Annotated in this window: 26 protein-coding genes; 25 read left to right on the top strand and 1 reads right to left on the bottom strand. The window is 27.1% G+C overall.

Features of this window, described 5'->3' with window-relative positions:
• Positions 1-58 precede the first annotated feature (58 nt).
• The 13 genes from nifJ to FYJ26_RS11300 all read left to right on the top strand — a co-directional run bounded on the left by nifJ (position 59) and on the right by FYJ26_RS11300 (position 11741).
• Positions 59-3589, top strand: a complete 3531-nt coding sequence (nifJ, locus tag FYJ26_RS01000) for a pyruvate:ferredoxin (flavodoxin) oxidoreductase (protein ID WP_154538877.1) — start codon at positions 59-61, stop codon at positions 3587-3589.
• A 496-nt stretch (positions 3590-4085) separates the two neighbouring features.
• Positions 4086-4439: an Asp23/Gls24 family envelope stress response protein gene (locus tag FYJ26_RS00995; protein WP_154538876.1), complete on the top strand. Its 354-nt coding sequence runs from the start codon at positions 4086-4088 to the stop codon at positions 4437-4439.
• A 7-nt stretch (positions 4440-4446) separates the two neighbouring features.
• Positions 4447-6012, top strand: coding sequence for a DAK2 domain-containing protein (locus tag FYJ26_RS00990; protein WP_154538875.1), 1566 nt, complete (start codon positions 4447-4449; stop codon positions 6010-6012).
• Between the two features lie 3 nt (positions 6013-6015).
• On the top strand, positions 6016-7995 hold the full coding sequence (locus FYJ26_RS00985; protein WP_154538874.1) for an ATP-dependent DNA helicase RecG: 1980 nt from the start codon (positions 6016-6018) through the stop codon (positions 7993-7995).
• Positions 7995-8555, top strand: coding sequence for a 16S rRNA (guanine(966)-N(2))-methyltransferase RsmD (gene rsmD / locus FYJ26_RS00980; protein ID WP_154538873.1), 561 nt, complete (start codon positions 7995-7997; stop codon positions 8553-8555). The genes FYJ26_RS00985 and rsmD overlap by 1 nt, the downstream gene beginning before the upstream one ends.
• Positions 8533-9024: a pantetheine-phosphate adenylyltransferase gene (gene coaD, locus FYJ26_RS00975; RefSeq protein ID WP_154538872.1), complete on the top strand. Its 492-nt coding sequence runs from the start codon at positions 8533-8535 to the stop codon at positions 9022-9024. The genes rsmD and coaD overlap by 23 nt, the downstream gene beginning before the upstream one ends.
• A gap of 2 nt (positions 9025-9026) precedes the next feature.
• The gene (locus FYJ26_RS00970) at positions 9027-9509 is read left to right on the top strand and encodes an ATPase (RefSeq protein ID WP_154538871.1); all 483 of its coding nucleotides are present in this window, start codon (positions 9027-9029) and stop codon (positions 9507-9509) included.
• 306 nt (positions 9510-9815) lie between these two features.
• Positions 9816-10184: an SPASM domain-containing protein gene (locus tag FYJ26_RS00965; protein ID WP_154538870.1), complete on the top strand. Its 369-nt coding sequence runs from the start codon at positions 9816-9818 to the stop codon at positions 10182-10184.
• Positions 10181-10615, top strand: coding sequence for a hypothetical protein (locus FYJ26_RS00960; RefSeq protein WP_154538869.1), 435 nt, complete (start codon positions 10181-10183; stop codon positions 10613-10615). Before FYJ26_RS00965 ends, FYJ26_RS00960 begins: the two co-directional genes overlap by 4 nt.
• A gap of 113 nt (positions 10616-10728) precedes the next feature.
• Positions 10729-10995 (top strand): hypothetical protein, encoded by a 267-nt coding sequence (locus FYJ26_RS00955; protein ID WP_154538868.1) that lies wholly within the window; start codon positions 10729-10731, stop codon positions 10993-10995.
• Positions 10996-11163: 168 nt separating this feature from the next.
• A complete protein-coding gene (locus tag FYJ26_RS00950; RefSeq protein WP_326831225.1) occupies positions 11164-11373 on the top strand; it encodes an ATP-binding cassette domain-containing protein in 210 nt (69 codons plus the stop codon).
• 37 nt (positions 11374-11410) lie between these two features.
• On the top strand, positions 11411-11563 hold the full coding sequence (locus FYJ26_RS11305; RefSeq protein ID WP_195837830.1) for a hypothetical protein: 153 nt from the start codon (positions 11411-11413) through the stop codon (positions 11561-11563).
• A complete protein-coding gene (locus FYJ26_RS11300) occupies positions 11541-11741 on the top strand; it encodes a hypothetical protein (protein ID WP_154538867.1) in 201 nt (66 codons plus the stop codon). Before FYJ26_RS11305 ends, FYJ26_RS11300 begins: the two co-directional genes overlap by 23 nt.
• A gap of 91 nt (positions 11742-11832) precedes the next feature.
• On the opposite strand, the gene FYJ26_RS00940 is transcribed toward FYJ26_RS11300, so the two are convergent.
• Positions 11833-12999, bottom strand: a complete 1167-nt coding sequence (locus FYJ26_RS00940; RefSeq protein WP_154538866.1) for a nucleotidyltransferase family protein — start codon at positions 12997-12999, stop codon at positions 11833-11835.
• Between the two features lie 142 nt (positions 13000-13141).
• Here FYJ26_RS00940 and efp point away from each other — a divergent pair, with 142 nt between their 5' ends.
• Genes efp through FYJ26_RS00880 form a run of 12 tightly spaced genes read left to right on the top strand, consistent with a single transcriptional unit; the run spans position 13142 to position 21214 of the window.
• Positions 13142-13699 carry an elongation factor P gene (efp, locus tag FYJ26_RS00935; protein ID WP_154538865.1) on the top strand — a complete coding sequence of 186 codons (558 nt, stop codon included), beginning with the start codon at positions 13142-13144 and terminating at the stop codon, positions 13697-13699.
• A gap of 23 nt (positions 13700-13722) precedes the next feature.
• Complete coding sequence (locus tag FYJ26_RS00930) at positions 13723-14037, top strand: Asp23/Gls24 family envelope stress response protein (RefSeq protein ID WP_154538864.1); 315 nt, start codon at positions 13723-13725, stop codon at positions 14035-14037.
• Positions 14037-14426, top strand: a complete 390-nt coding sequence (gene nusB, locus FYJ26_RS00925; protein ID WP_154538863.1) for a transcription antitermination factor NusB — start codon at positions 14037-14039, stop codon at positions 14424-14426. Before FYJ26_RS00930 ends, nusB begins: the two co-directional genes overlap by 1 nt.
• Positions 14427-14428: 2 nt before the next feature.
• A complete protein-coding gene (gene xseA, locus FYJ26_RS00920) occupies positions 14429-15610 on the top strand; it encodes an exodeoxyribonuclease VII large subunit (RefSeq protein WP_154538862.1) in 1182 nt (393 codons plus the stop codon).
• A complete protein-coding gene (gene xseB / locus FYJ26_RS00915; protein ID WP_154538861.1) occupies positions 15603-15794 on the top strand; it encodes an exodeoxyribonuclease VII small subunit in 192 nt (63 codons plus the stop codon). The genes xseA and xseB overlap by 8 nt, the downstream gene beginning before the upstream one ends.
• Positions 15787-16620 carry a polyprenyl synthetase family protein gene (locus FYJ26_RS00910; RefSeq protein WP_154538860.1) on the top strand — a complete coding sequence of 278 codons (834 nt, stop codon included), beginning with the start codon at positions 15787-15789 and terminating at the stop codon, positions 16618-16620. The genes xseB and FYJ26_RS00910 overlap by 8 nt, the downstream gene beginning before the upstream one ends.
• The gene (locus FYJ26_RS00905) at positions 16617-17069 is read left to right on the top strand and encodes an arginine repressor (RefSeq protein ID WP_154538859.1); all 453 of its coding nucleotides are present in this window, start codon (positions 16617-16619) and stop codon (positions 17067-17069) included. Before FYJ26_RS00910 ends, FYJ26_RS00905 begins: the two co-directional genes overlap by 4 nt.
• The gene (gene recN, locus FYJ26_RS00900) at positions 17070-18758 is read left to right on the top strand and encodes a DNA repair protein RecN (protein ID WP_326831219.1); all 1689 of its coding nucleotides are present in this window, start codon (positions 17070-17072) and stop codon (positions 18756-18758) included.
• A gap of 4 nt (positions 18759-18762) precedes the next feature.
• Positions 18763-19302, top strand: a complete 540-nt coding sequence (locus tag FYJ26_RS00895) for an NUDIX hydrolase (RefSeq protein WP_154538858.1) — start codon at positions 18763-18765, stop codon at positions 19300-19302.
• The gene (locus FYJ26_RS00890; protein WP_154538857.1) at positions 19292-20005 is read left to right on the top strand and encodes a segregation and condensation protein A; all 714 of its coding nucleotides are present in this window, start codon (positions 19292-19294) and stop codon (positions 20003-20005) included. The genes FYJ26_RS00895 and FYJ26_RS00890 overlap by 11 nt, the downstream gene beginning before the upstream one ends.
• Positions 20005-20538 (top strand): SMC-Scp complex subunit ScpB, encoded by a 534-nt coding sequence (gene scpB / locus FYJ26_RS00885; protein WP_154538856.1) that lies wholly within the window; start codon positions 20005-20007, stop codon positions 20536-20538. The genes FYJ26_RS00890 and scpB overlap by 1 nt, the downstream gene beginning before the upstream one ends.
• The gene (locus FYJ26_RS00880; RefSeq protein WP_154538855.1) at positions 20525-21214 is read left to right on the top strand and encodes a pseudouridine synthase; all 690 of its coding nucleotides are present in this window, start codon (positions 20525-20527) and stop codon (positions 21212-21214) included. The genes scpB and FYJ26_RS00880 overlap by 14 nt, the downstream gene beginning before the upstream one ends.
• Positions 21215-21218: the final 4 nt, after the last annotated feature.

The following is a 21218-nucleotide window of genomic DNA, read 5'->3' as shown; positions in this document are numbered from 1 at the left end:
ATTATACTCATAATAGTGTTAACGATAATTGATTCATATAATTTTTAGGAGGTCTTAAATGACAATTAAAAGAGCTATGAAGACTATGGATGGTAATACAGCAGCAGCTCACGTATCATATGCGTTTACTGATGTTGCAACAATCTATCCTATAACACCTTCATCACCAATGCCTGAATCAGTAGATGTATGGGCAGCAAACGGTAGAAAGAATGTATTCGGAAGACCAGTAGAAGTTAAAGAAATGCAATCAGAAGCAGGTGCAGCAGGAGCTGTACACGGTGCATTAGCAGCAGGAGCACTTACTACTACATATACAGCAAGTCAAGGATTATTATTAATGATTCCTAATATGTATAAAATTGCTGGAGAAAGATTACCAGGTGTATTCCATGTTGCAGCTAGAACTTTAGCTACTCACGCACTTTCAATTTATGGAGATCATTCTGATGTTATGGCAGCAAGACAAACAGGATTTGCTATGCTATGCTCAGGCTCAGTTCAAGAAGTAATGGACTTATCTCCAGTAGCTCACTTATCAGCTATAGAAGGAAGAATTCCATTTTGCAACTTCTTTGATGGTTTCAGAACAAGTCATGAAATTCAAAAAATAGAAGTTTGGGATTATGATGATTTAGCTCCATTAGTAGATTATGAAGCAGTTGATAAATTTAAAAATGAATCATTAAATCCAGAAAGACCAAAAACAATTGGTACATCTGAAAAGAATATTTTCTTCCAAAGAATGGAAGCTTCTAATCCAGCTTATACAGACATCGTTGGAATCACAGAAAATTACATGCACAAGATAAATGAATTAATCGGAACAAATTATGAATTATTCAATTTCTATGGTGCAGATGATGCTGAAGAAATTATTATAGCTATGGGTTCAGTTTGTCAAGCAGCTGAAGAAGCAATTGATAAGTTAATAGAAGACGGAAGAAAAGTTGGTATGATAGAAGTTCATCTTTACAGACCATTCTCTAAAGATCACTTATTAAAAGCTATACCAAAAACAGTTAAGAAAATAGCTGTACTTGATAGAACAAAAGAAAAAGGCTCAATTGGCGAACCATTATTATTAGATGTTAAATCAGCATACTATGATGTTGAAGATAAACCACAAATAATTGGTGGTAGATATGGACTTTCATCTAAAGATACAATACCTGCAGATATTGAAGCAGTGTTTAACAATCTTGAAGGTGAAATGAAAGATGACTTTACACTTTCAATTACTGATGATTTAACATATAAATCACTTGAAAGAACTGACTTAAGAATTAGACAAGAGGGAACTCACAGATGTAAATTCTGGGGATTTGGATCTGATGGAACAGTTGGTGCTAACAAACAAGCAATAAAAATCATTGGTGATAATACAGAAATGTATGCTCAAGGCTACTTTGACTATGACTCTAAAAAATCAGGTGGTTTAACAGTATCTCACTTAAGATTTGGTTCAAACCCTATTAAATCAACTTACCTACTAGATGAAGCTGACTTTATTTCATGTTCAAAACCAGCTTATGTTAATCAATATGACTTACTTGAAGGTCTTAAAGATGGAGGAACTTTCTTACTTAACTGTTCATGGTCAGTAGATGAACTTGAAGAACACCTTCCAGCAAAAATGAAGAGATATTTAGCTAAACACAATATAGAGTTCTATATTATTGATGCATCTCACATAGCTGAAAGAGTAGGATTAGGTTCAAGAACAAATATGATAATGCAATCAGCATTCTTTAACTTATCACAAGTAATTCCTATAGATGAAGCTGTTAAATACTTAAAAGATTCTATAGTTAAATCATATGGTCACAAAGGTGACGACATAGTAAATATGAACTACAAAGCAGTAGATGAAGGAATTGATGCAGTAGTTAAAGTTGAAGTTCCTGAATCTTGGGCTGATGCAAAAGATGAAGAAAAAGAAGAAAAAGAACTTCCAGAATTCATTAAAAATATCGTTAAACCAATGATTGAGCAAAAAGAAGATGAACTACCAGTATCAGCTTTCAAAGATAGTACTAATGGAGACTTTGAACCAGGTACAACTAAATATGAAAAAAGAGGAATTGCTCTTAATGTACCTGAATGGCAAATAGATAATTGTATACAATGTAACCAATGCTCATATGTTTGTCCTCATGCTGTAATTAGACCATTCTTAGTAACAGAAGAAGAAAAAGCAAATGCACCGGAAGGATTTGAAACAAAGAAAGCAATTGGTAAGGGAATGGATGGTTATGAATTCAGAATTCAAGTTTCACCACTTGATTGTACAGGTTGTGGAAATTGTGCTGATGTATGTCCAGCTCCAAAAAAAGCCTTGCTAATGAAACCTTTCGAACAACAAGTTGAACTTGAAAAAGATCATTGGGAATATGCACATGAAGTAGTAGGATATAAAGAAGATGTTATGGATCCAATGACACTTAAAGGATCTCAATTTAAACAACCACTTCTTGAATTCTCAGGTGCTTGTGCTGGTTGTGGTGAAACACCATATGCCAAGCTTGTAACTCAACTATTTGGTGATAGAATGTACATTGCAAATGCTACAGGATGTTCATCAATCTGGGGAGCTTCATCACCAGCTACACCATATACAACAAATGCTTGCGGTAAGGGTCCAGCTTGGGGTAACTCTCTATTTGAAGATGCAGCAGAATATGGATATGGTATGAAACTTGCAGCTGACTCAAATAAATTACTCCTTGAAACATATATGAATGAATTTAATGAACTTAATATTGATTCTGAATTAAGTGAAGCATTTAATGCATGGCTTGAGGGAAAAGAAGATGTTAAGGCTTCTAAAGAAGCAACAGCTAAGATTATAAACCTTGAAGATAAAGCTAGATCAGTATCAGATGAAAAGGCTAAAGACTTATTACACAAAATCTATACATTAAAAGATTATATGATTAAAAAATCAGTATGGATTTTTGGTGGTGATGGATGGAGCTATGATATAGGATTTGGTGGACTAGACCATGTACTTGCTAGTGGAGAAAATATAAACATACTAGTATTTGATACAGAAGTTTACTCAAATACAGGTGGACAATCATCTAAGGCTACACCATTATCAGCAGTTGCACAATTTGCTGCAAGTGGTAAGAAGGTTAAAAAGAAAGATCTTGGCTTGATGATGACTTCATATGGTTATGTTTATGTAGCACAAGTAGCTATGGGAGCTAATCAAAATCAAACAATAAAAGCTATGAAAGAAGCTGAAAGTTATGATGGACCATCTCTAATTATTTGTTATGCTCCATGTATCAACCACGGTATCAGAATTGGTATGGGTAAATCTCAATTTAGAGAAAAACAAGCAGTTGATGCAGGTTACTGGCACTTATGGAGATTTGATCCAAGACTTGCTGATGAAGGAAAGAATCCATTCCAATTAGATTCTAAAGAACCTAAAGAATCATTCCAAGAATTTATTCAAGGGGAAGTAAGATATTCTTCACTTAAGAGATCATTCCCAGAAACTGCTGATCAGTTGTATCAAGAAGCAGAAAAAGCTGCTAACGATAGATATCAAACATACAAGAGATTAGCTGGAAAATAGGAAAATCATTTAAATTAGAACTTGCTAATATTTTTCTAGACAATAATTGTTTTTAAAAGTGCTTACATGATAGGTTTAAATTGATTAAATAAAACGACTAAAACTATATTATATCGCTTCAGACTCATAATTAGCTTGTTTCTTAAAATTAAATATTAACTCTAAGATAACCTTAAATTTGATTTTTAACAAATTTAAGGTTATTTTTATTGTTTGATAAATTGTAAAACTAATGCAACACTTATATTAAGTAAAATTCATAGTAATTTTATGGAAAATGTTAATAAATATAAAAATACACATAGATTAATATAAATTACAAACAACTTACAATAAATTATAGACAGTTATAGGGTATTGAAGCTTACTTTTTTCTAGGATTATTACATATGTTTGACAATCTTAGAAATTACTATATATAATACTTTTATACAATTATACTAGGAGACTAATTAATGGTATAATGATAATTAGAAGAAAATTAATGGAGGAGTATATGGCAATTAAATATAAAAACAATTACGGTAAAGTAAGTATATCAGAAACAGTAATTGCAAATATTGCTGCATCTTCTGTTATAGAGTCTTATGGAGTGGTAGGACTTGCAAGCAGAAGTACAAAAGATGGAATATATAAACTTTTAGGTCTAGATAATATGAATATGGGTGTGAAAGTTTCAAGGAATATAGACGGTTCAGTAACAGTAGAAATATCTTTGATACTAAATTATGGTGTTAGAATCGCAGTGGTATGTCAAAATATTATAGAAAATGTTAAATATAATATTGAACACTCTCTAAATGTTAGTGTAAATCATGTGAATATATTAGTTCAAGGAATTAAAAATTAGGTGAATTATGAAGAAAATTGATAGTTCTAAGTTCAAAATCCTTATTGTGAAGGCTTTCGAACTTTTAAATGAGAAAAGAGATATTGTGGATAGTTTAAATGTATTTCCAGTGCCAGATGGAGACACTGGTACAAATATGACTATGACAATGAAGTCTGGAGTAGACAAAGTTAAGAGCATTGATACAAGTTCTTGCTATGAGATAGCAAAGCTTCTAAGCCAAGGTACCTTAATGGGGGCTCGTGGAAATTCAGGAGTTATCCTATCCCAACTTTGTAGGGGTATGGCTAAGGCTATTAAGGGAAAAGATACAATTAGTGCATTAGAGATTAAGGAGATTTTTAAAGTTGCCAATGAAACAGCATATAAGGCTGTAATGAAACCTACTGAAGGCACTATTCTTACAGTATCAAGATTGATGGCTGAAGAAGCAGAAAACTCTTATATAGATAATATTGATATAGATAAGTATCTTTTAAAAATTATTAATAAAGGTCAAAAGGCCTTATTAGATACACCTAATCTGCTACCAGTATTGAAAGAAGCAAAAGTAGTAGATTCAGGTGGTCAAGGACTTATGTTTTTATTAGAAGGTGCTCTCAAAGCCCTTAATTCTGATATTGATATTGAAACAGACTTATCTAAACTTGAAATAAAAGATATTCCTTCAAAATCCTATAATGTTGATTTAATTTTATTAATAGATGAGGATTATAAAATTTTAGAAGAAAAATTTTATAACATATCATCATCTTTAAGCACAAACATTGATAATGGGTTACTTGATGTGTCTTTTGATTGTGATAGCTTAAATGACCTATATGATATAATCAAAGATTATGATGTGATTAAGTTAAATATAGAAAATACAAATCCAGGTGTTTTAGCAAATATTAATATTAATAAAAAACCTTCTAAAAAATATGGTTTTATTGCTATATCCAGAGGAGAGGGATATGATAAGGTATTTGAAAGCCTAAATGTGGATAAAATTATCTCAGGCGGACAAACTATGAATCCATCTACTGAAGATATCTATAAGGCCATTGAAAAAATTGATAGTGAAAATGTTATAATTTTTCCAAATAATAAAAATATAATAATGAGTGCTAAACAAGCTTGTGATTTATCCGAAAAAAATTGTAGAGTGGTTGAAACTAAATCAATACCAGAATCATTTTCTGCACTTTTATCATTTGATGAGTCTCAGTCATTAGATAAAAATATGGAGAATTTCAATGAAGCTATTGAAGATGTCAAAGTATGCGAAGTGACTATAGCAGTCAGGGATACCAATGTAAATAATATTTCGATTAAAAAGAATGAATATATAGGAATTGTTGATAATAAGATTGTAACAAGCAAAAAAACTATAGATAGGACTGCCAAGGATACTTTAGTCAAGGCTGTCGATGAAGATACTTCTTTAATTACCATATACTATGGTGAGGATGTTGATGATAAGGAAGCTAAGAAATTTTCAAAATCTATTGAAAAGAAATTTAAGGATGTTGATGTAGAATTGATTTATGGAGGTCAACCTCTTTATTATTACACAATTACCTTGGAGTAAATAATGGATCTTACTGATATTAAGGGTATTGGTAAAAAGAAGAAAGAATGTTTGCAAAGATTATCAATAAATTCAGTTAGTGACTTATATAATTATTATCCAAAAGAGTATGAGGATAGGTCAAAAAAATTTATGTTATCTTCAAATATTGATGAAAACAAGCACTATTTTGAATGGACTATCGAATCAAAAATTTATATGAAGTATTCAAGAAAATCTACCATATCTTATCTTTATGCTAGTGAAAATGAAAAAAAAATAAAATTAATATGGTTTAATGATAAGTTTTCACCAAGAAAACTGAAGATAGGTGAGACATATAAGTTTTATACCAAAGTTAAAACTGATGGGCAAAATTTTGAATGTTATAACCCGATGTTTACAAATCTTAAAGATTTAAGTATTGGAAGTATCATTCCAATCTATTCTTTAACTAGATCTATAACAAATAATAACCTACGAAATTTTATCAATGAGGCCTTAAAATACTACAATATGGATGAAAATTTTTTAGGTAACAAGCTAATAAGAAAGTTTGAATTTTCTAGTAAATTATCAAATTTAAAGGAAATTCATAGCCCAAGTTCAATTATTAAATTAAAAAAAGCAAAGTCTGAAATAAAAATTGTAGATTTCTTAAAAGAATTGATTTTTATATATCTGATGAATAAGGAGAACTACTATCAAAAATTAGATTTAGAGTATAATCTTGATGAAATTTTAGGAAAACTTGATTTTGAGCTAACCTCAAGTCAGTATAAGTCATTGGTCGACATTTTAAATGATATAAATAGCAATAGTCCTATGAATAGACTACTCTGTGGGGATGTTGGAAGTGGAAAAACAATTATAGCAATCATAAGTATGATTATTTTTGGTTTAAATAAATACCAATCTGCAATGATGGTACCAACAGAGGTGCTAGCAAGTCAACAATATGAGAAAAACAAAGATTTTATTGAATCTTTTGGCCTTAAAGTTTCTCTTCTTACATCATCGACTAAAAATAAAGATAAGATTAAAATGGATCTTAAAAAAGGTAAAATTGACATTCTTATAGGTACCCATGCCTTAATAGTTGATGATGTAGATTTTAATAATCTGAAATTTATAGTAGCTGATGAACAACATAGATTTGGTGTAAGACAAAGACAAAGTCTCTATCAAAAGGGAAGTAATGCTAATTATCTTACAATGACTGCTACACCTATACCTAGAACACTTTATCTAAAAATTTCGAAATTGTTGAATTTATCACAAATAACAGAGCTACCTAAGGGAAGAGGAGAAATAAGAACAGAAATAATTCTTGAATCTATGAGAAACTCAATTGATAATAAGTTAAAAAAAGTATTAGCTGAGGGTAGGCAAGTTTATATAGTAAGTGATTCTATAGATAGTGATGATAAGAATTCTGTTGAAAACTTATATTCTTATTATAAGAGTAACTTTAGAGAATATAAGGTTAAAAAGCTTCATGGAAAATTAAAATCAATTGAAAAAGAAGATATACTTAAAGAATTTTCAAAGGGAAATATAGATATACTTATATCCACAACTGTAATTGAGGTTGGTATAGATATTAAAAATGCTAATACTATGCTTATATACAACGCCAATAATTTTGGTCTATCTTCTCTTCACCAACTTAGAGGAAGAATAGGTAGGGGTAGGTATGAGTCTTATTGCTATTTAATATGTGAAAAATTCAATGAAAAGAGTAAGCTTAATATTATAAAAAACTCTAACGATGGTTTTGAAATTGCTAGAAAAGATCTAAAGCTTAGAGGTGCTGGAAAAATATTATCTACAATTCAGCATGGTAAAAACTTAAATGACATAGACTATTTTAACTTAAAAGAAAATGAGATTAATTTGTGTTTTGAAATTTTCGAATTTTCAAAAGAGGAAAATTTCAAAAATATAAACCTAAAATATCTAGAAAATTATTTTAACATTGATAAGGGAATTGTACTAAACTAATGAGAGTAATATCAGGAATCTATAAGGGATTTAATCTTAAATCTCCAAAAGCAAAAAACTCAAGACCAACAGATAATAAAGTAAAAGAGGCAATATTTACTATACTATATCCTTATAAGGAAAGTTTTACAGCACTTGACTTATTTGCTTGCACTGGTCAAATGGGTATAGAATTTCTGTCCCATGGAGCAAGTTTTGTTGTATTTGGAGAATTAAACAGGTCTAATTATCAGATACTTAAAGAAAATTTAGAAAAAATTTCTAACAAAAAGAATGAAACTATAAAAGGAGATTTTAGAAAAACTTTAGAAATTTGTAGGGATAAGTCTTATAAATTTGATTACATATTCTTAGATCCTCCCTACAAAGAAGATTATCTTAAAATTAGTCTAGAGCTTATATTAAACTATCATTTATTGAAGAATAATGGTATAATAATAAGCGAATCAGATAGAAATTTAGATTTTTCTGACATGGATTATTTAAGACTAATCAAAGAAAAAAAATATGGAAGGAAAATCGTGAAATTTTATTGCTATGAAAGTGATATATCCAGGTAGCTTTGACCCAATTACTATTGGACATTTAGATATAATTGAAAGACTTAGTAAAATGTTTGATGAAGTTGTGGTAGCTATATTAATAAATGAAGTCAAACACACTCTTTTTTCAATTGAAGAGAGAATAGAATTAATTAAGCAAGACATAAAAGAATACAAGTTAGATAATGTTGTTGTAAAAGAATTTGATGGTTTGCTAGTAGATTTTGCAAAAAAAGAAAATTCAAAGACAATTGTCAGAGGTATAAGGGCTGTGACTGATTATGAATATGAAATTAATATTGCACAATTTAACTCTAGCCTTTATCCAGGTTTTGAAACTATATTTTTGCTATCAGACCCAAGATACTCCTTTATAAGTTCAAGCGGAGTAAGAGAGCTAGCAAGTTTTGGTGGAGATGTATCCAAATTTGTATCAAAAAATGTAAAAAAAGCTATAGAAGATAAGGTTGATATAGGAGGAAGGTAATTATGGCAAATATTAATGAATTAATTGATGAAATAGAAGATATAATGGATAATGCTAGTTCTGTTCCATTTTCAAGAAAGGTTTCAGTAGACCCAGATGAAATATTTGAAATTGTAAGAGAAATGAGAGATTCATTACCAGCAGAAATTAAAAATGCTCAATGGATTAATGATGAAAAGGATAGAATTTTACAAGAAGCAGAAAATGAAGCTAAGTCAAAAATAGAAAATGCTAATAGTCAAATTAATAATTTCAAAGAACAAGCTAAAAACCAATATCAAAAGATGATTTCGGAACATCAAATAACAACTCAGGCCAAAGATGAAGCTAGAAGAATAATTGAAGAAGCAAACAATCAAGCAAATAGTATTAAAAAACAATCTTATCAATATGTAGATCAATTATTTTCTAAATCTAGTGACAATTTTAATAAACTAGCTCAATCTCTAGAAAAAAACAGGCAACATATATTAAATCAAAAATAAGAATTAAAAAATGAATTCTTTATCATAGAACGCATAGTTTTTATGATTTAGAGTTTATTTTTTATCTAAAATATTACAATACTAATATTCTAAGCAATAATATTAATTATCTTATATATAATAAATTCAATTATAATTAATTTAATATAATATGTTATATTCTATTAAAATCAAATTTTTAAAAATATTGCTTAAATAAATACAAAGACACTTATTGTAGATTGTTATGGTGATGATACTTTAGAATTTAAAGATATAGATAAAGAAAATAATTTAGATATTGAAAATAATATAGCTAATAAATTAATGTTAGACAAATCGTTTTCAAGCTCTTATTATGATGATATATTTTGTGATGCAGGAATCCATTCTTTTGCAATTGATCCATTTCTAAATATTATACCTTGTCATATGTTTTTAGGACATGGTGATTACAAATTAGGAGAATATAATAAGGGACATATTTTTAATTCTAAACTCAGAAAGATAACAAATATTTTACAATCTATTAGGAAATTTAAAAGATGTAAAGAGTGTATAAATAAAAATTCTTGCTCTGTATGTCCAGCATCTATTTTGTTTTATAAACAATCTAAACATGGAAGATTATGTGAATTTAAAAGAAAAATTAAAGATAAATATATAAAGGAAAAAATCAAGGAATCAAGATCATGATTAAAGAATATATTTTTAAAAATAAAAAATCTCTTATAATATCTCTAATTGCTAGTTGGTTTGCTATATGTTTTTTTAGTATTGCTTCTTTAGACCTATCCAATATTACAAGACTTATGTTAGATGGGGAATTTATAGAATCTACATATTATATAGGGATATCTATCTCTTTTTTTCTAATTTATCTTTTGTGTATGTATATAAGTCAAAAATATGCTAATGATTTCACTATAAACATTAGTGATGATATAAGAGTAGATTATATGAAATCTTTATATAAGATGAAAACTTCAAAATATAAATTTGATACTAGCTATTATATAAATATTATTGATAAAGATGTAGATCAATTTAGATTAAATTATTTATTAAATTTAGTTTACTCATGTATGTATCTTGGTCAAGTTTTAATATTTTTGTTTTTTTGGTAAGAATACATGTAGCAATAATGTTAACAGTTATATTTGTATCCTTTATTTGTAGGAAAAAATTTTGCCAAAAAAATTTTTTACAAATGGAATATTCTAATAATAATGAGATTTATTTGAATAAATTATATGAATCTTTAGATGGATATTTACAAGTAAAACAATCAAAAAATAGCAAATCATTTGTAGATTTTTTTCTAAAAGTGATAAAAAAAGCATTAGAATCAATTAAAAAATTGAATATAAGTAAAAGAATGTTAATGGAAACAATGACTACTTTAAGTGGGATAACTTTAATTATTAATGTATCTATATGTTCTTTACTTATTTCTTTTAATAGTTTAGATTCAACTATGATACTTTCTGCAATTACAATTGTATGAACATCATCAAATGCTATAGCAGATGGATTCAGACACTTTGTAGAACTCAATACATCTAAAAGCATAAAAATAAGATTTTTTCTGGGATAATCATAAGTGAAAATGTTAAATTTAAAAAAATAATTACACCAAAGCAAGAAATTACTATAAATAATTTAAGTTTCAAATATAAAAAAAACACTGGTTTTTTCTGACCTTAATTTTAAATTTGATAAATACAAGTCATATGCTATTATAGGTTCTAGTGGCTCAGGAAAATCAACTCTTGCAAAGATATTAATGAAAATAGAAAAAGATTATAGTGGTAATATATTTTTTGAAAATACACCATTAAAGCAATTTAAAGAAGAAGATATATTATTATATACCTCAAGATAATTTTATACTTAAGGATAGTTTATATAACAATATAAGCATGTATAAAGATATAGATGTAAGTCTTTATAATAAAGTTATAGATTTAGTTGGATTAAAAATTTTATCTAATAAGGTCAAAAATAATATTCTTAATAAGAATACTATTTCTGGAGGAGAAAAGAATAGAATTGGCAAGAGATTTAGTAAATAAGGTAAAGATAATAATCTTTGATGAACCAACTTCAGGATTAGACCCAAAATCAGCACAAGTAATCGAAAATCTGATTTTTATCTTAAATGATTTAACAAGAATAGTAATAACGCATAATCAAGATGAAAATTATCTTGAAAGACTTGATGGAATATTAAATATTGAGAATTTCAAGTAAAAAATTAAGAATTTTATAAAAATATTATAATAGACTCTATAATAACTTGTAGTTTTGTAGAAACAAATTATTATAGAGTCTTATTTTATTTTCATTCAGTAATTTTTATATGTCTAGTAAAATCATAGTTTAATTCTCTACCTATGATAAGAGAGTATAGATTAGAAGAATCAACCATTTTATCATAGATTTTTTTATTATCTAAATTTAAAGAGTTGGCATCTTTTTTTCTAATTACAAAATTTATATTTTTATTTTTTAATAAAACTTTAGAATCTTCGCTAAAGGATAGGACTTTTAAAAAGTTAATGTTTATATTATTCAACTCTGTAAAATTATCTAAGCAATAGTTTAAAATTAGTCTTCTAATTCTAGATTTTGTAAATCTTTGACTTATTGCTTTTTCTAAAAAGTCTTTATAATTGTTATTATTTTCAGCTAGTTTTCTTAGCAGATTATCTATTCCATTTTCATAACATAGACACTTATTCATTGGAGCTTTTTCTACAAGAATTTTATATCTAAAAATATTATATATATAATCATCTTTTGGAAAATTTTTATATTCATCTTTAAAAGCAAGGATTTTTTCATAAGAATATTTAGGTAAGTATGTATTTATATTTTCATTTTCTATATTATTTCTTATAGATGTTGATGATGAGAAAATATCTTTTCCTAAAGATAAATCTCTATTGTTTGCTCCAATTCTTTTTATTGCTATAGGCTTTATATTTGAGTTTATTTTTTTGATAGCCCTTATATATTCTAGGGCAAGAATATTATTGGATGTTAAAAATAAAGTATCATCTATTATTTCATTGCTTGCTAAGTAAGAAGCTTTTGTATATGAGTATCCGTTATCCATAAATTCCCTGATCTTGAAATTTATCTTATCTTCATTATCGATAATTTCATTAGCATAATCAAAAAATTGACTTTCTTCAATATTTTCAATTCCAAATGCTAAGTAGTCTATGTTAATCTTATTTAATAATTCTATATTTTTATAAGCAAAAAAGTTTGCAGATTGTAAACTTATAAATGTAGGCATTTCAACAATGAGGTCAGAATATTTAATTGCACAATTAGCTCTTTTATATTTATCAATAATACTTGCTTGACCTCTTTGGACAAAATCGCCACTCATTATACTTACAAGAATATCAGCTTGAGATATTTTTCTAGCTTCTTTTAATATGTATTCATGACCATTGTGAAATGGGTTAAATTCTGATATAATTCCTATTTTTTTCATTTTAATCACCACTTATATTATATCAGATTTATGTTTTACTATATGAAAAAATATAGGTTAATTTTACATAAATTTGCATATCAATTTAAAAAAGTTTCTATAAGTGGTATAATAAGATAAAAAGAGTCAATCAGGAGGAATTATGATATCAGCAAATGATTTAAGAAAAGGAATAACTTTTGAATATAATGGGGATGTTTATCAAGTAATAGATTTCCAACATGTTAAGCCAGGCAAGGGAGCAGCATTTGTAAGAGCTAAAATAAAATCTGTTATGCATGGTGGAAATAAAGATGTAACATTTAATCCAAATGAAAAGTTTGAACAAGCTATAATAAGTACAAAAGATATGCAATATTTGTACAATGATGGTGAATTATATTATTTTATGGATCCAGAAACTTTTGAACAAATTCCAGTGGATCATGATGCAGTAGAAGAGGCTATATCATATATTAGAGAAAATGATACAGCAACAATGAGATTTTATAAGAATAAACCTTTTTCTATTGAAGCACCAAACTTTGTAGAGTTAAAAGTAGTTAAAACTGAGCCAGCAATAAAAGGTGATACAGCCACTAACGTTACAAAACCTGCAGAGGTTGAAACTGGAGCAATTATAAATGTACCAGTATTTGTTAATGAAGGTGACACTATTAAAATCGATACAAGAAATGGAGAATATTTATCTAGAGTTTAACTTTTAGGTAAAAAGGAGTAAAGATGGCTAGAGAGTTTAAATACGGTAGTGTAAAAATCGCTAATGAAACTATTGAAACAATAGCAAAAACCGCGGCAGAAGAAATAAATGGAGTTGTTGAATTAGAAGAACTCGATAGTAAAGAGCTTAAAAAAGCATCTAATATTTCAGTGTTTGAAGGCTTTGTAACTATAGATTTAAATTTAGTACTTAGGGCAGATGTTAATGTTAGAAAAACTATCAAACACGTTCAAGAAAATGTAAAAAGGCAAGTTGAAACTATGACAGGACTTCTTGTAAAAAGAGTTAATGTCCAAGTAAACAGTTTGAAGATATAATGAATAGAAAAAAACAAAGAGAATGGATTTTTAAGATAATATTTGAAAATCAAATAAATGAAGTAAGTAATATTAAAGATTCGTTTTATAATCATGAAATAGACTTAGGAGAAGATTCATTTTGCTACTTATCTTTAAAATCATATCTAGAAAATTATAACGATATAAATGAAATAATACTAAATCAAATTGGAAAGTCTTCTTTTAATAGATTATCTAAGGCTGATAAATCTATTTTGTTTTTAAGTATAAATGAAATTTTCTACTTAGAGATTCCAGTAAGTGTTTCTATAAATGAAGCTGTTAACTTATCAAAAAAATATTCTACAAGTGATGGATATAAATTTATTAACAGTGTACTTGGTAAAATTTCTAAAAAGAGATTATAGTTTTGAAGTCTTTAAGTGTAAAACAATTTAATCAGTATGTAAAGACATCTATTAAGCATGATCCTTTATTTCAAAATGTAAGTATTGAAGGGGAAATAGCTAATTTAAAAGTATCGCATGAGCATATTTTCTTTTCTTTAAAAGAGGATAATGATATAGTAGATTGTGCTATTTTTTTCTATAAAAATGAGGACTTTGAAAATATAAATAATGGAGATATGGTAGTAATAATTGGAAATCTTACTTATTCTACATACTCTTCAAGGTTAACTATTGCGATAAAAGATATTAAAGTTTCAGGTCTATCTGACGAATATTTACGTTTTTTAAAGCTAAAAGAAGATTTTTACAAAAAAGGTTATTTTGATTTAAATAGAAAAAAGAAAGTCAAAGATTATCCTAAAAATATTGGACTTATAACATCTAGTAAGTCGGCTGCAATAGTTGATTTTATTTCAGTAATAAATAAGGAAATGCAAGATATTGAGATTTTCCTTTATCCAGTAAAAGTTCAAGGAAGTAGTGCAAAAGATGAAATAATTAAAGCACTTAATAGACTTGAAGATATGGACTTAGACTGCATTGTACTAACTCGTGGTGGTGGTAGTAAGGAAGATTTAAAAGTTTTCAATGAAAAAGATTTAGTAGAGATGATTTATAATTTAAATACACCAATAGTTTCTGCTATTGGACATAAAATAGATAATTCACTTACAGATTTAGTAAGTGATATATCTTTACAAACTCCAACTGAGGCTGGCTCTTATCTTGTAAGAAATTATAAAAGACTTAGAGAAGATTTTAAAGATTCTTTTATTGAGATAAAAAAAGTTTTCTCGAGAAATTTAGAACTTAAGGAGATAGAAGTTTCATATTTAAAACAAAGGTTAGATTTATTTAGTCCTAACAGCCTTATCGAAAAGAAAAAAAATGAAATAGATATATATTTTAAAAGCATAAAAGATATTTTAAACGATAGAATAGGACAGAAAGAGTCTTTGATTGAAAATTTAAATATAAAGCTTTCTTCAATCAAGGAAATATTAGATATAAGAAGAAAATCTATATCCATTAAAAGTTTAGATGGTTATGATATTTATTCTAAATTTTCTTTGAAAGATTATGATTTTGTTAAGATAGTTTTTAGTGATGGAGAAGTGAAAGCACAGATAAAATATGAATAATACATTTGAAGATAATTATAAAAAGATGAAGTCTTTACTTAATCAGCTTGAAGAAAATAAGGATAATTTAGACAAAAGTATAGACTTATACAAAGAAGCTATGGATATATATAATAATTTAAATAAGCAAATTGATGAGTATAAGGCTAAGATAAAAATTATAGATAGTGGTAATGATGAATAAAGAAGATTTTAAAACAATTTTAAAAAAAGATAAGAAAATAATTGATAGGGCATTTGAAGAAAAATTTAAGGATGATAATCCTTTAAACGAAGCCTTAAGGTATGCAACAGATTCGGGAAAAAGGATTAGACCAATACTATTTTTAGAATCCTATAAGATGCTAACTAAAAAAAGTTATCTAAATGATGAGATTATTGAAATGGCATTAAATATTGAAATGATACATGCTTATTCTCTAGTCCATGATGATCTTCCATCAATGGATAATGATGATCTAAGAAGAGGAAAGCCGACGGTTCATAAGAAGTTTGGTGAAGATATTGCAATTCTTATAGGTGATAGTTTATTAAATTTGGCTTTTGAAAATTCATTAAATTTGGCTAAAAATGGGCAACGTTTTCTAGATGCATCGCTTTATCTCTCAAAAGCTAGTGGAATAGATGGTATGATAAAAGGTCAGGTATATGACCTAAGAAGAAACTTGGAAATTGATTTATCCTATATATTAGAAGTTTATAAAAATAAAACTTCTAGATTATTTATGGCGGCGTGTGTCATGGCTGGATTATTAAATGGACTAAGTGAAGATAAATTAAAAGCTTTGGAAAATTACGCTTATTATTTAGGTTTATCATTTCAAATTCAGGATGATTTATTAGATAAGAATGAAAAAAATGAACTTAATATACTATCATGTAAATCGTTAGATGAAGCTAATAGCTTATTATTAGATTTTAACAATAAGGCTAAGGAAAATATTAATAAATTCAAAAATAATGATTTTCATATTTACTTAATTGATTATTTAACTGAGAGGACTAAATGAAAAAATATACTAGACAAAGATTAATTTTAGATATTATTCAGAATAACGAAGTAAAGACACAAAGTCAATTATCAAGATTGTTAAAGGAACAAGGTGTAGATGCTACTCAAGCAACAATTTCTAGAGATATCAAAGAGCTTAGGATTTCAAAAGTACAAACAGATGACTATGAATATAAATATACAGTGATTGATACTGTTTATGATTCTTTAAATGAGAGAATGGAAAAAATATTTAAAGAATCTGTTCTTGCTGTTGAAAGAAGTTATCAACTTGTAGTTATTAAAACTATATCTTATACAGCTACAGTTTGTGGGCTTTATATAACTAATGCTAAGCTTGAAAATATAGGTGGAATTGTTACTGGTCTTGATACAATATTTATTACACCTAAAAATCTTGATGAAATAGATGAATTGATTGAAACTTTAAGAAGTATGGTGAAGTAGGTGTTAGCAGAGCTTTTTATAAATAATTTTGTTATTATCAAGAGAGATCATATATTCTTTGATAAGGGCTTTAATGTCATAACAGGAGAGACTGGCTCTGGAAAATCACTTATCTTAGATGCAATAAATATCGTATTAGGAAAGAGAGCTAATAAGGATATTATAGGAAAATTTGATAATAAAACAATTATAGAAGCTGTTTTTTTACTTGATGATAGGCTTATAAATATATTAGAGCAAATGGATGTTGTTTTTGATGATAATAAATTAATCATTACAAGAACAATAAGTGATAAGTCATCATCAATAAGGATAAATGGTAGGATTACTAATTTAAATCTTGTAAAAGATATGTCTAAATTTCTTATTGACGTATATAAACAAGGTGATACAAATATATTTATGTATAAAAATAATTACCTGGACATAATTGATTCTTATAAAAATGATACGGAAAGTAATAGTATTAGAAAAAAATTAGAATCCTTGTATATTGAAAAAAATAATTTTTTAAAAAAATATCAAGAATTTGATCTATCTCAAGAGGAAATATCAAGAGAAAAAGAATTGATTTCATATCAATTAGATGATATAGAGCAAGTTGACTTAAAAAATATTAATGAAGAGAAATTAGACCAAGAGTATAAGAGATTAAATTCAGTTACTGAGCTTATAGAATGCATAGAAAAATGCGAAGAGCACTTATCTTCATATGACTATGATAGTCCATCAATTAGTTCAATGCTTGCAAGTCTTTCATCGAGTCTTTCTTCTTTTTCGAATATTGATGATAATATAAAAGAAATAAACTCAAAAGTGGATGAGCTTATAGATTCTGTAAATGAAATATACTCTGAATTAGATTTTTATAAGGATAGCCTTGATCAAAACCCTGAAAGATTATATGAACTTGAGATGATAAATCAAAAAATATTTGATTTAAAGAGAAAATATGGTAATAATATAGAAGAAATCTTAACTTACAAAGATAAAATAAAAAAAAGATATGACGAACTTGATAAAATTGATAATTATAAAGATAAAATTTCAAATTCTATTAAAAATATAGATGAAAGTCTAAAAAGTATGGCAAAGAATTTGTCATATATTAGAAAAAATAAGGCTAAAGAACTCGAAGAAAAGATAATTATCGAAATCAAATCTCTTAATATAAAAAATGCTGATTTTAGGATAGATTTTAGTAAAAAGTTGAGAATTGACCCAAATGGTTTTGATAACATTGATTTTTTGATTAAAACTAATAAGGGAGAAGAGCTAAAAAGTTTGTCGAAAACTGCATCAGGTGGTGAAATATCAAGAATTGTTCTTGCTTTTAAAAAAGTTTTTTCTACATTTGACAATATAGATACTATGATTTTTGATGAGATAGATCAAGGTATAAGTGGAAGGACTGCTCAAATTGTAGGTGAGAAGATATTGGATTTATCCAAAGAAAGGCAAATTTTAGCCATAAGCCACCTTCCTCAAATAGCTTCTTTATCTAATAATCATATACTTATAGAAAAACATGACGAAAAATCTTTGACAATAAGCTCCTCTACAAATTTAAAAGGTGAAGAGAGAGTTAATGAGATAGCAAGACTTATAGGTGGAGTCGATATAACAGATAAAACAAAAGATTCTGCTAAGGAAATGCTAGATATGGCTGAGAGATTAAGAAAAGGATGATTTTATGGATAACTATGAAAAAACTATAAAAGTAGATAACATTTATGAAGGTAAAATACTATCATTAAGAGTAGAAACAGTTGAAATGCCAGATAAAAAATATTCAAAAAGAGAAATAGTAGACCACATGAAAGGTGTTGGGATTATTGCTTATGATGGGGAAGACTCACTTTATTTTGTACGACAATATAGAAAAGCAATAGATGAATTTAGCTTAGAAATACCTGCTGGCCTTGTAGAGTCTAATGAAAAACCAATTGAAACTGCAAAAAGAGAGCTTCAAGAAGAAATTGGATATAAACCTTTAGATATAGAATATCTTTTTGATATGCACGCATCTCCAGGATTTACAAATGATAAACTATCATTTTTTATAGCAAAAGACTTAGAAGAGTCTAAATTAGAACTTGATGAGGATGAATTTTTGGAAGTTGAAAGTATAAAAATTGAAGATGCTTATAATATGGTTATAAATTGTGAGATAACAGATGCTAAAACAATAATAGCAATAATGTATGCAAAAAAAATATTAGATGAAAGATAATAGTTTAAATATTGACTTAGAGGTCTATACAGGACCTTTTGATGTCTTATTAAGTCTAATTGAGAAACAAAAAGTTGATATTTATGATATTAAGATAGAAGATATTACAAACCCTTATATGGAAACTATTAAAAATATGGAAATTCCAATAGACCAATTAAGTGAGTTTATATATATATCTTCTATTTTGTTGTATATTAAATCATCAAAACTTATGCCAAAAGAGGGTAGTGATAAGGTAGAAGAAGATTTCCTTGAATATTTAATAGAATATAAAAAAATAAAAAGTGTTGAAGATGATATGAAAGTTCTTGAAAATAAAGGTCTTTTATATTATTACAAATTTCAAGAAGATTTGTCAAAATACAGTGAAAAAGAGGAGGTTATCAGCCAAGACGTAGAAATTCTTTCAAAAGAATTTAGAAAAATAATGGATAAATTTAAGGAAAAAAATAGACAAAAACCAGATATAATAAATACTATAAGAAAACTTGATGTAAATGATTATGTTCTTAAGGTTAGAAATACTTTAAAATTTACAAAAAAAATAAGACTTGAGTCCATAATTAATGAAATTAAATCTAAGGATGCATGTATAGGAACATTTTTAGCCTTATTAGAACTAGTTAAGACTAAGGAAATTTATTTAAAACAAGATTATGTAAATAAGTTTTTGATTTTAAAAAGGGAAGTTAATAGCTAATGGATAGAGAATATTTAAAAGGAATAATTGAAGAAATACTCTATATATGGGGAGAAGCGATTGATATAGACGACCTTGCTAAGATTATTGATGATTCAAAAAAATCTGAGATAAAAGATGCACTAAAAGATATGGAAAATGAGAGAAACATTAAGACTAGTGGACTACTTATAAGAAACTTCGATGGTAAATTTCAATTTTCAACAAGAAGTGAACATGAAAAATATATATCAAAGCTTGTAAAAAAATCAAGCAGTAAACTTTCTAACTCATCTCTTGAAACTTTATCAATTATTGCCTATAAACAACCTATAACAAGAGCGGAGATTGACAAAATTAGAGGACTTAATTCTCAATCAACTATTGATTCTCTTTTATCTAAGAATTTAATAAAAGAAAATGGAAGGCTTGATAAAATAGGTAAGCCAATTATATATGTAACTACTGAAAATTTCTTAAAACATTTTAATATAGAAAGTTTAGAAGAATTACCTAAGATAGATATTAAGGAAGAATCTGATGAGAATAAATAAATTTATTGCAAAATCTGGTATTTCTTCAAGAAGAAAGGCAGAAGAACTTGTAAAAAATGGACAAGTTTATATAAATGGTAAAGTGGTAGAAGATTTATCTTATATGGTAAAAGATAACGATGAAGTTGTAGTAAATCGAAAAATTTTAGAAATAAAAGATAAGTTTTACCTAAAATTAAATAAACCTATAGGTTATATTTCGTCAAATTTCGATCCATACAATAAAAAAGATTTAAATGATTTAATAGATATAGATGAAAGATTTTTTTGTGCAGGTAGGCTTGATAAAGACAGTCATGGTCTTATGCTTATAACAAATGATGGAGCTATAACAAATAAATTAATTCATCCAAGCAAAGTTATAGACAAAATATATATAGTTAAAGTGAATAAAAAACTTTCAGAAACTGAATTATCGAGTTTTAAAAATCCTATAAAATTATCTAGTAAGGAAATTACTTCAAAATCCGATATAGAATATTTGTCAGATAATACATATAAAGTTGTAATTCATCAAGGCTTTAACAGGCAAATTAGAAGAATGTTTGCATATTTTGGAGTGAAAGTATTAGATTTAAAAAGGATTAAAATTGGAAAAATAAAGCTGGGTAATCTAAAAAGCGGAGATTATGCCAAACTTAGCAATGAAGAGATTAATTATTTAAGGTGTTTGTAGGAAT

Origin of the sequence: Anaerococcus porci (assembly GCF_009696575.1) — a bacterium.
Taxonomy (GTDB): domain Bacteria; phylum Bacillota; class Clostridia; order Tissierellales; family Peptoniphilaceae; genus Anaerococcus; species Anaerococcus porci.
The sequence above is the reverse complement of the archived record's forward strand: the minus strand, read 5'-3'. Positions and strand labels throughout refer to the sequence as shown.